The organism is Halanaerobium praevalens DSM 2228 (genome assembly GCF_000165465.1).
Taxonomy (GTDB): Bacteria; Bacillota; Halanaerobiia; order Halanaerobiales; family Halanaerobiaceae; genus Halanaerobium; species Halanaerobium praevalens.
In genome coordinates, this window is record NC_017455.1 from 1775383 (window position 1) to 1787323 (window position 11941).

Sequence of the window (11941 nt, forward strand, 5' to 3'; positions counted from 1 at the left end):
TTTAGTTCTCTCGCTCTCTATATTTAAATACTATATCTGAATTAAGATAACGAAAATATCTTTTTTTCTTATTTTTTAATTTGCTACTGCCAAAGAAAAAAATTGATAAGGCTTCCCACAAAAATATCCAGCCACCTACAAATAATCCCTCCATTAATAATGAAATTAAAATTGATAAATCTTGATTTTCTGGAATTAAATAAGCCATAATCAAGAATAAAATTCCCATTATAATATAAATAGCTGTTTTTTTATGATTCTCTTTTAAATTCTGATCAATAAAAAATTGGCGCATTCTAAAATTATTTTTAATAGTGGCCTTTACATCTGCCTCTAATTTTTTGTTTTTTTCTTTTCGAGGTAAATAAAAACAAAGCTCCACTTTTTCTTTTAAAGGTAGTTCATAACTAGCTCTTGCCAAAAAATCACTTAGCTCTGGTGCTAACTCTTTTCGATCAAGCTCAGCCCCATCCCAGCTATTAAAAAGGTCACTATACTTATCTAATTTCATTTCAATTAAATAGGCATCATTTCTCTGATTTGTATGATAAATATAACGAAGTTCATAATCTTTTTGATACTCAAACATTATTTGAGAATAAATTTTTTTAATTTATTCTATAAAAACTCACCTCACCTTAATATTTTTACTTTTTGCAACTATAATCATATTTTTTAAAATTCTATTTCTTCAATTGCTTCCCAATCAAGGTTTAAGTCTAGATCTTCTTCAATTATTGTTTTAGTTTCTGTCTTTTTATCTCTACAAATGGGTCTATATTCACAAAATCTACATTTATTTAAATCAGTAGTTAAAGCAAAGTCTTTTTCAGCTAAAATTTGATTAATCAATTTTTTAAAATAATTTTTATCCTTTTCAAATTCTGCTTCTTTATATTTAATCTGAACTTTTTGCTTAGGATAACGAGGATTCCAATAAATAAGCTCTGGCATTTTTTCTAATTTATAATTATTTTTAAAATATTGATAACCAGCTTCAACTAATAGATATAAGTAAAAACGACTCTGCATTGAATTTTGAATATCTTTTTGATAAAGACTTTTTTTATCTGTTTTCCAGTCAAAAATTAAAAATTTATTTTCTAATTCATTATATTTTAAAAGATCATATTTAGCTAATAATTTTAAATTCCCTACTTGCAAGCGAAGTTCTTGTTCAGCAGAAACTACATTTTTAGCTTCCGAAAATTTTCTTAACCTATTTAGCCAACTTTGCAGCAGTGGCTTTGAATTAAGTACTGTTTGACCAAGTGTCTGACTATAATAACGCTCAGCTAAAAGGTGAAACTGACTTCCTTGTTTTAAATCTTTTTTTACCTCCTCATTCATTCCCCATTCTGCTGGCCAATAAAGACCATCTAAATAGCGATAGCGAAAACGACGCCGACAATCGTTAAAAATTGAAAGAGCTGATTGTGAAAAATAAAGTGCTGCCAAATTATTGGCTGCCATTTATGTCCCTCCCCTTTTTTACTTCTTTTTTTTGATTTTTTTTAATAAACTCTGCTAAGGCTTTAAACATAAAAGCTGGCTCTTTATCCCAATTTCCTTTTTTTAAATGAGTACTTAAAAACAGATTTTTACGAGCTCTGGTCAAACCTACATAAAGCAAACGCACTCTTTCAGCAATTAGTTTTTGTCTTGCTTTATAATCTACATTTCTCTCTTTTTTTTCATTTAAAATATATTCCAGTTCAGCTCTGGCAGATGCTTTAGGATTTTTAATTTCTTCATTTAAATAAAATTTTTCTCCCATAAAATAATCATCATTATCATGCTGAAAATGACTTGAAGTTAGGCTGCCAATAAAAACAGTATCCCATTCCATACCTTTAGCTTTATGCAAAGTCGAAAGAGTTACTTGATCTGGTTTAGATTCAAAACCTTCCATTTCAGTTAAAGTCTCTGCAAATTGTTTAATCCTGTCTCTAATTTCTGGCAGTTCAGCAGTTAATTGATCTAATCTCCAGCCCGGATTTTCATTTAAAAGCCTACCAAATTCTAAAGCTAAATTTTGAGCTAGAGCCAATTTTTTACCACTTAATTTTAATCTTTCAGCTAAAAACAAAACTAATTCATCTGGTGGTAATTCCATTGAAGCTTCAAGCCAACCTTGAAGCTGAACTAGACTTTTAAATAATGGTTCAAAAGCTGCTCTTTTTTTAAATTCAAGTCTAAAATTATCTCGATTAAGTCCTGATAAAGGGAAAATAAGATCTTGATTATCTTTTTCTGCTAAAAGGTCTTCTAAAAGTTGAACTAAATCTAAATCTTCTTTTTGAAAAATTTCAACAAAAAGTAATTTTAAATTTTCAGAAGCAGCAGGAGATGTTAAAAACTTTAAAACAACCTCTAATTCTGTTAAAAAAACATCTTTAGAACTACTGCCAGCTAATTGAAATTCTCCCCCTAAATTATTAATTTCTCGGGCCAGCTCTTCTAATTGCCAGCCAGTAGGCATTAAGATAGCTGTTGTTTCCTTATTATCTTCTAAAGCCTTCCGTAAAGCCTGTCTAGCTATAAACTTCTTTTCAGTTTTCCAATCTTTAAAAGCTTTATTTCCAATTCGATAACCACTAACCTTCGGATTTGGAGCTGGATCATCAGCGGCAGTTGCTTGAATATATTTTTTTTCTAAAGGTTCAATTTCTCTTTCAGAAAATTCTTTTTGACTCCAGTCAACTAAATAATTAGCTAAATCAATAATATCTTGGCTGCTGCGGCTCGAAACTGCCATAGTTTCTACTTTTACAGCTTCTTTTTTACAATAACTGCGAAATATATCAGGATCAGAGAGGGTAAAAGTCCCTGTAATAGCCTGATTACTATCTCCAACTCGAACTAAATTATTGTCTTTACCGGCTAAAAGATATAACATCTCTTCCTGAGCCTGATTGGAATCTTGGGCTTCATCTTCAAAAACAAAAGCATAATTTGAACCAATCCGCTCAGCAAATTCAGGATCTTCTTTTAACATTTTTAAACTCTGCTGAACTAAATCATCAAAGTCTAATAATCCAGCCTGGGCCAGCCTAAATTCATATTCCGAAAATATTTCAGCAGCAGGAGTTAAAATATTAGCAGCTTTTAAATTAGAATATTTAACCATATTTTTCAATTCTTCACCAGCTAAAAGTTTTAACTTAAAATAAGAAATCATAGAAGCTACAAAAGCAGGAAAATCATCTTCTTTCCATTTTTTTAAATATTTATCGAATTTATAACTATTTTGCTCCAAATTAAAAAACTGCTTTAATAGATCTCCATTTTCTCCTGCCCATTTTCGGGATAAATCTTTAATCCAGCGATAACGCCTGCCAGCCTCAATCAACTCAAAATCTTGATTAATTAATCTAGCCTCAGGTTTTTCCTTAATAATTTGTAAAGCAAGTGAATGTAGAGTTTTGACACTATAACCTCGACTCCTTGGCAATCCTTTAGCTGCCAAAAAATCACCAATCCGCTGTCTAAAATTAGCGACTGCCGAATTCATATAAGTAACTATTAATAATTTTTGATTATTTTCTAATTCAGAGGCAATTAATTCTGCAGCTAAATGAGCCAATACAGTTGTTTTTCCTGCTCCTGGAACTGCAGGTACTGCAAGCTGGCCGCCGCGATACTCTAAAACTTCTTTTTGTCCTGGTCTAGGTTTAAAATTCATTCTTAGTCTCCTCTCACATCAAGCCAACGATAAAGAGGTCCTTCCTGCTCTTTACCACTGCTGTTTAAAAAACTATCTGCTATATAAATTCCTTTTTTTACTTTATAAATTAAACTAATTAAAAAGTCACTTAATTGATTTAATCTAATTTTTTGATCAAGAAAATCATCCCAATCATTTTCCTGCTGCCATTGTTCAGTATAAATATAGGGATTCACTAATTCTTTAGCAATACTCTGCATCCAATCACTACTGGAAATATCAAGTAAAAATAAATAATCTACTCCAGCTAGCTCTGGTGAAAATAAAAATTTATAGGGTGAAGCTAAAATTACTCCTGCTTCTTTTTCCTGACCTTTAAATAATGTTTCAGCAGCTAAAGTACCTTCATAAATCATATTAATATAACGCTCACTTAAATCATCTTTTTCTTGATGAAAATTTTCCACTGCCTGCTGAAAACGAGCAACTGATTCAATCATTTGTCTACAGGCAAAAATGTCTTCTTGAGAAGGATTTAAAGGTGCTAAAACTTCACTAAAAACAAGTTGAAAAAAAACTTCGATTTCTAAATTATCTTCCTTTTTATCCTGGAGCCATTCTTTTAAATAATCATATTTTTCAGCTGCTTGAAAATTTATTTTTTCTCTTAAACCACTCTGGTCAAGATCAATTAATTTCATCCCGGAAGCAGCTATTTCTTCTGCTAAAAGATATGAACGCAGTGGATCAAGCTCTAATAACAAAGATAAAGCCTGTTGGAGAGAAGACACTCCAACAATATTAGTCCGCCGACAATAGAAAAGATATAAAATTAAAAGAGCTCTAGCAAAGGGAATATCTATTAATCTTTTAGAACGATTAAAATTACTTAATTGATAGCCTTTTTGTTTTAAGATTTGTTTTAAACTAAAACTCAAAACTTTATCTATCTTAGGTGAGATAATAGCAATCTGATCAGGCTTAACACCTTTTTCTAATAAAGAAATAATTTTTTTACCAACTTTAATTAGCATTTCTCCCCTTAACTCACTATCTATTTCTTCTAATAATAAGGAAGATTGAACTAAATTAGATTTTCTTTTTTGCACAACATTTTTAATTTCTCCAGCTAATCCTTTACTTGCTTCAGCTGCTGTATAATTTTTTTCCATTTGTATTATCTGAGCTTCATTCTCAAAAAAAAGTTTTTTGGCTGCAGCAGGATTACCACCAAAAAAACGATTAAATCCTCCACTTTCGTTAAAAGTAAAAATACCTTTAATCTGATTTTTGCTTAATTTTTTAACCAGATTTTGACCAGCTGGAACTAGTTTTTCTAAATCATCTACTAATAAATAGTCATATTTATTTTTTAATTTAACTAAATAAGCTTTATCTGCTAATAAATATTTATTAAATAAAGTTATTGCAGCTGAATAATCAAATAAACGGTAATTAAAAGAAAAATTTCTAAAGGTTTTCATTATTTCTATTGACTGCTCAGCATATTTTTTTCTTTCTTCATCTTTTTTAGTCCAGCTAAGTAAACGCTGTTTAAGTTCTTTAAAATTTAACATATTAAAAGCAGCCAGATTTAAATTATCAATTAATTGAACAGCAATTTGAACTGGTCTGGCCTTAATACTGCGAAAATAGGCTTTATCTTTACGGTATTTAGCAACATAATTGCTCATCAAAAAATGAGAAGTTTCGATATTCATAAAAGTAGGCTCAATTAATTGATTTTCACCACTATATTTTCTTTCTACTGCAGGCCAGTGTTTATTTAACTGCTGATTAACAAAACCAAAATATGTATAGATATTTAAATTACCTAATAATTTTAAATCTATTTCTTCTCTAAATTGGCTTACGGAACGCGCAGAATTTAAAAATAATAATATTTTTTCACTGCCTTTTTCAGCAGCTAAGTTCTCATATTCTGCTTTTAATTTGCTTGTTTTCCCACTACCAGTATTACCACTGTAAATCTTATACATCTAAAAACCTCCTTCTTTTAATTTTGCAGCTGAGCAAAAATATTTTTAAAAGCAGAACTTAATATATTTCAATAAAAAACCAAATCATTAAAAATAACTGCATTCCTAATCTAGCTGCTGTACTGGCTAAAAAAGCAAAAATACTAGCTGCAGCTAATTTAAATGAGTTTTTCTTGTCTTTACTCTGCCAATATTGAACTATAAAAATAAAGACAAAAGGACCAAGTATGAAACCTAAAGGTCCCAAAAAAAGACTACCAAAAACCATTCCGATAACTGAGACTACAATTGTTTTAAAATCTCCACCATTTTTTTGAATAAAATATGCATTAGCTAAATAATCTGCTAGAAAAATAAGTATTGTAATCAAAACTGCTCCTAACAAAAAAGAAGTTGAATAGTTAAGATTTGTTTTAATTAACCGATATAAGATCACTGCTGACCAGAAGAAAATTGAATCTGGAAGTACTGGTAAAAATATAGCTGTTATTTCAACTATAAATAAAATTGAAATTAAAATAACTAAAAAAATATCCAATTTTTATTCTCTCCTATCTATTATCAAATTTAACTTTATTTTAATAATTTAAATCATAAATCTTATTGCTACAGTTTAGAGCTTAAAATTAATTATAACACAAATTACAAAGAGCAAGCAAAAAACCCTGAAGATAAATATCCCAGGGTCTCTACTTGCTCTTATTATTAGAATAAATTAGCTGTGAACTTTTTATTCTATTTATTACTGAATAACAGTCTAAAATAAACTCAATCTAAATAATTAAGCATTATCAGCTGCTGCTTCTAATACTTCTTCTATATCAGGTAATTCTGAAATATCATATTCTTTGGCCCAAAGGACTTCACCCTGATCATCAACTAAGATATTAACTCGACCAGAAGTTCCTATCTTATCTATAAAAATACCAAGTTTTGAGGCTAATTCTCCATGAGGCCAAAAATCAGATAATAAACTTAATTTCTTAAGTCCCATATCACGTGCCCAGGCTTTTTTAGCTGGCATCGGATCAATACTAATTCCCAGTGGTACAGTATTATTTTTATCAAACTCTTCGTAATTTTCTTCTAAAGCTTCCATTTGGTTGCGACAAACACTTGTCCAAGCAAATGGATGAAAGGATAATAATATATTTTTACCTTCAAATTCAGCTAAACTAATTTCTTGATCATTATGATCTTCTAAACTAAATTCTGGAATTTTTTGACCTTTTTTGAATTTCATTTATTATACCTCCTGTTAAATAAATTAAACTTGAGTTATCAACTAATTAATATTGTATAGCTATTGAGAATAAATATCAAGTTAAAATTTAACAATTATCTAAATTATTTAATTTAAATTTTAATTTTCTAAAAATAAAAATAGCAAATAATACAAAATCCCTCCCAGTAAAAACAGATTTTAGCTGTTTTGAATACTAGAAGGGATGACTTAGGACTTTGTTAAATAAATTTTAATATATTTTTAAATAAATTTATTATTTTTTTAGTTTTTTCAAAATAGAGCGAGCAATAACTATTCCAGAAACTGAAGCCTGCATTAAACCTCTAGTTATTCCAGCACCATCTCCACCAAAAAATAAGTTTTCAATTTTACTTTCTAAATTATTATCAACTTTTAATCTTGAGGAATAAAACTTAACTTCTACTCCATAAAGCAAAGTATCTCTACCATAAATTCCTGGAGTTATTTTATCTAAAGCTTTTAGCATTTCAATAATTCCTGTTAAATGGCGATGTGGTAAAACTAGAGATAAATCACCAGGGGTAGCATCTTTTAAAGTAGGTTCAGTTACTGATCTTTTAAGTCTTTCTTCAGTTGTTCTTCTTCCTTCAAGTAAATCACCTAAACGCTGAACTAAAACTCCTCCAGCCAATAAATTAGCTAATTTAGCAATGTCTTTACCATAAGCAATTGGTTCATGGAATGGTTCTGTAAAAGTTTTACTTACTAATAAAGCAAAATTTGTATTATGAGTCTTAATATCAGAATGACTGTGACCATTAACAGTAATTAAACCTTGGTTATTTTCACTAACAACTTCTCCATATGGGGACATACAGAAAGTCCTTACTTTATCATCAAAAGTTGGGGTATGATAAATTAATTTTGATTCATACAAGTTATCAGTCATATATTCGGTTACTGCAGCAGGACATTCTACTCGGACTCCAATATCAACTGGATTAATTGCTGTTTCAATATCTAAGTCCTGAGCCTCATTAGTTAGCCATTCTGCATTTTCACGACCAGCAGCAGTCATTACATAATTAGCTGAAATTATTTCACCTGCTTTAGTTTTTACAGCTTCAATTTTTTGATCTTCAACTATAAATTTTTTGACATTAACTCCAAATCTGATTTCGACTCCCTGTTCAGCTAAATAATCCTGCATATTTTGTAATACTACTTGACTATAACCAGTACCTAAATGTCTTAATCTAGCTGGAATAAATTTCAATTCCGCTTTAACAGATTTTTTTCTGATTTCATCCTGTTTATCTTCTGCTACTCCAAAAATACGATCTGGAGCCCCAAATTCCATATAAATATCATCTGCATAAGAAATATTATCAATTAATTCTTGTCGACCAATATAGTTTTCAAGATTGCCACCAATATCAGGAGAAAGAGAAAGTTTACCATCACTATAAGCTCCAGCTCCACCCCAGCCTGAAACTATAGCGCAGCTGGGACAGTTAACACAGCCCATTCCAGGATTTTCTTTCATTGGACAGACTCTTTTTTCTAAATCAGTTCCTTTTTCTAAAATCAGAATATTTAAATCAGCTTCTTTTTTTACGAATTCCATTGCTGTAAATATTCCAGTTGGGCCAGCACCAATGATAATCACATCATAATCTTTTTTAGTCATTAATTTTTAAACCTCCAGGTTTTAAAATAAAATCTAAATATTATTTTTTAGACAAACCAATATTATAGTTTCTAGACTAAATACTAAATTCCTGCTTTTAATTATAATTTTTTCAAAAAAAAAATAAGAGCAGACCCTTTACAGGCCTCCTCTTATTTTATAAATTTAATTTTTAAAATAACTTTAATTAGAAACTAATTAAAGTAGATAAACCAAATTTAACGCCTTTAGCATTGTCACTTAAAGCTAAAAGATCAGCAATTCCTAAATTGATTTTAAAATTATCACTAATCTGAATACCCATTCCAGCGGCAATTTCAACATCTTCTCTTAAAGATGAATAGTTAACTCCCAGACGTAGAGGAATTAATTTAGTTCTTCTAAATTCACTACCAAGTGCATAGATATTTTCATCCTGACCACCATCATAGCTTACCCTAGAATAATCAGCATATAGAACAGTATTTTCACTATATTCTCTTTTTAATCCCAATCTATATGTTCTCGGCAATTTATAGCTGATTTCTTTTTTAACCAAAGTGTCCTTTATATTTGTTTCCTTAATCGAATCTTTATTAGGGGTGTATTCTTTTCCATCTTTTATATATTGATTTGCAGAAAGTTCACCAATATTCAGGGCACTAAAAGCAAAAGTATAATCCCCTTTAGTCTTTAATGCTAAACCAAAGTCAAAAGCATCTCCACTTGCATCTTCAGCTTCATTAGTATAAAATTTTGCGCCCCCAGAATATTTGACCTTATTGCCGTCTAATTCTGCAGTTATACTTCCATTATCACCATCAAATTCATAAATATCTCCTTCTAAATAGTGATAAGTTGCACCAAAATACAAGCCTTCTACATTCTTAGAATTCTGAGACCACTCATTAAAAATCTCACGGGCATAACTTAAAGATACATCTGTTGTAGCAGCAGCACCACCTTTAGTTTCACCAAATTCAGCCGTAACCTTGCCTTTATCACGCAGAGCATCTAAACTTATTTCTGGAGTATCTCCAGTTATAATTTCAGCTATATCACTATCAGCTTCCAGCATTCCCTCTCCTCTAGCATTTACTGCAAGAGCAAAGTTTTTATAATAAAACTGAGTGCCGGCAGCTGATTGTCCAGCTAATATCAGATCTTCTCCGGTTAATTTACTTTCAATTTCATCTTGAGAAAACTCACTGTTTTCAAAAACATTATTCCAAATAGAAAGCCCAAAATTTGCTTTTACAGCAAAATTATTTGCTCTTAAAGCAAGTCCAGCTGGGTTAGAATAATAAGCTGACTCACCTGTCATAGTAGAGAAATTATCTCCCATTCCAATTGCTTCAGCATCTAAAGCGGCAGAGGCATTAAACGCTGTTGTTAAAATAATTGTACTAATAATTAATAATATTAATAATATTTTTTTCATCTTTATCCCCTTTTTTGTTTTTAATAAGAAGAGGCTAAAATTAGCCTCTTCTTATTAATTACTATTTTTGTTTAAACGAGCTAAAATTAAATTATAACCATCTTCTCCATATTCTAATGAACGTTTAACTCGACTAATTGTTGCAGTACTTACCCCAGTTTCGGCTACAATATGATCATAAGTATAGCCTTCTTTAAGCATTCTGGCTACTTCCAGCCGTTGGCCTAAAGCTTTAATCTCAGAAATTGTTGCTACATCTTGAAAAAAGTCATAACATTCTGCTTTAGTTTCAAGTTTTAAAATAGCCTCAAATAATTGATCAGTAAATTCATCCTTGATATTGCGGGACAAAGTTTACACCTCTTTCCTGATAATTACTCCCATTCTATAGTTCCAGGTGGTTTAGAAGTAATATCGTAAACAACTCTATTTACTTCTGGCACCTGATTAACTATTCTATTAGAAATAGACTGTAGTAGCTCATAAGGAAGTCTAGCCCAATCTGCTGTCATTGCATCATCACTATTAACAGCTCTTAAAATAATAGGATAACCATAAGTTCTCTCATCACCCATAACTCCTACACTTCTTAAATCAGGTAAAACTGCAAATGACTGCCATATATCACGGTAAAGGCCTGCATCTTTTATTTCTTCTTGGACAATAGCATCTGCATTTCGTAATATTTCCAATTTATCCCAATCGATATCTCCAATAATTCTGATGGCAAGTCCAGGTCCAGGGAAAGGTTGTCTCCAAACAATTTCTTTTGGCAAACCAAGAACCTCACCAATTTTTCTAACTTCATCTTTAAAAAGAAAGCGCAGTGGTTCTACTAACTCAAGATTCATTTCTTCTGGTAAACCACCAACATTATGATGACTCTTAATAGTAGCAGCTTTATCAGTTCCACCACTTTCGATTACATCAGAATAAATAGTTCCCTGCACTAAATAACCTACATCTTTAATTTTTTCTGCTTCTTCATCAAAGACTTGAATAAACTCATCACCAATTATTTTTCTCTTAGCTTCTGGTTCAGTAACTCCAGCTAATCTATCTAAAAATCTTTTTTTAGCATCAACATAAATTAAAGGAATATTAAATTCTTCGCCAAAAGTTCTTTTTACTTGCTCAGCTTCTCCTTTACGAAGTAAGCCGTGATCAACGAAAATACAAGTTAATTGATCTCCAATAGCTTTATGCACTATAGCAGATGCAACTGCAGAGTCTACCCCGCCAGAAAGACCACAGATAACTTTACCTTGGCCTACCTGTTTTCTTATTCTTGCTATTTCTTCTTCAATATAATCTGCCATATTCCAATTAGCCTTCACATCAACAATTTTGAATAAAAAGTTATGGAGCATTGTTTTACCCTGAATTGTATGATTAACTTCAGGATGGAATTGAACTCCATAAAAATTATTTTTGAAATCAGCCATTGCTGCTGCAGATGTTAATTCTGTTCTAGCAATTATTTCAAAGCCCTTTGGTACTTCTTTTACATGATCACCATGACTCATCCAAGCTTGTGACTGATTATCAACTTCTTCAAATAAATTCTGAGCTTTAAAAATTTCTAAATCAGCTTTACCATATTCTCCATGTTCAGCTTTTTCTACTTCTCCACCTTCTAAGAGTTGAGCCATTAACTGCATTCCATAACAAATACCTAAAATAGGTATTCCCAGCTCAAAAACTCCTTGATCAACACCAGGCGCTCCAGCTGTTGTTACACTGTCAGGTCCTCCAGAAAAAATTATAGCTGCTGGATCAATTTCTTTTATTTCTTCTAATTTTACATTATGACCTCTAATTATAGAGTATACATTAAACTCTCTTATTCGTCTTGCAATTAATTGACTATACTGTCCACCAAAATCAAGAATCAATATTTTATCGTAATCCATCTAATTCCCCTTCCACTTTTATTTAATAAAGTATACAGTGAATC

10 protein-coding genes are annotated in these 11941 nt (G+C 30.7%); all 10 read right to left on the reverse strand.

What is annotated here, in order from left to right; all coding sequences use genetic code 11:
* Window position 1: 1 nt before the first annotated feature.
* Complete coding sequence (locus HPRAE_RS08190) at window positions 2-589, reverse strand: hypothetical protein (protein WP_014553751.1); 588 nt, start codon at window positions 587-589, stop codon at window positions 2-4.
* 86 nt (window positions 590-675) lie between these two features.
* Window positions 676-1473 carry a PD-(D/E)XK nuclease family protein gene (locus HPRAE_RS08195; protein WP_014553752.1) on the reverse strand — a complete coding sequence of 266 codons (798 nt, stop codon included), beginning with the start codon at window positions 1471-1473 and terminating at the stop codon, window positions 676-678.
* Window positions 1460-3685: an ATP-dependent helicase gene (locus HPRAE_RS08200; protein ID WP_014553753.1), complete on the reverse strand. Its 2226-nt coding sequence runs from the start codon at window positions 3683-3685 to the stop codon at window positions 1460-1462. Before HPRAE_RS08200 ends, HPRAE_RS08195 begins: the two co-directional genes overlap by 14 nt.
* 2 nt (window positions 3686-3687) lie before the next feature.
* Window positions 3688-5667, reverse strand: a complete 1980-nt coding sequence (locus HPRAE_RS08205) for a UvrD-helicase domain-containing protein (protein ID WP_014553754.1) — start codon at window positions 5665-5667, stop codon at window positions 3688-3690.
* A gap of 58 nt (window positions 5668-5725) precedes the next feature.
* Window positions 5726-6205, reverse strand: coding sequence for a DUF456 domain-containing protein (locus HPRAE_RS08210; RefSeq protein ID WP_014553755.1), 480 nt, complete (start codon window positions 6203-6205; stop codon window positions 5726-5728).
* Between the two features lie 243 nt (window positions 6206-6448).
* Entirely contained in the window at window positions 6449-6910 is a 462-nt protein-coding gene (locus tag HPRAE_RS08215; protein WP_014553756.1) for a redoxin domain-containing protein, read from the reverse strand.
* A gap of 256 nt (window positions 6911-7166) precedes the next feature.
* On the reverse strand, window positions 7167-8564 hold the full coding sequence (locus HPRAE_RS08220; RefSeq protein ID WP_014553757.1) for an NAD(P)/FAD-dependent oxidoreductase: 1398 nt from the start codon (window positions 8562-8564) through the stop codon (window positions 7167-7169).
* Window positions 8565-8751: 187 nt separating this feature from the next.
* Window positions 8752-9984, reverse strand: a complete 1233-nt coding sequence (locus HPRAE_RS08225; protein ID WP_014553758.1) for a hypothetical protein — start codon at window positions 9982-9984, stop codon at window positions 8752-8754.
* A gap of 54 nt (window positions 9985-10038) precedes the next feature.
* Entirely contained in the window at window positions 10039-10335 is a 297-nt protein-coding gene (locus tag HPRAE_RS08230; protein ID WP_014553759.1) for a YerC/YecD family TrpR-related protein, read from the reverse strand.
* A 23-nt stretch (window positions 10336-10358) separates the two neighbouring features.
* Complete coding sequence (guaA, locus tag HPRAE_RS08235; RefSeq protein WP_014553760.1) at window positions 10359-11897, reverse strand: glutamine-hydrolyzing GMP synthase; 1539 nt, start codon at window positions 11895-11897, stop codon at window positions 10359-10361.
* Between the last annotated feature and the right edge of the window lie 44 nt (window positions 11898-11941).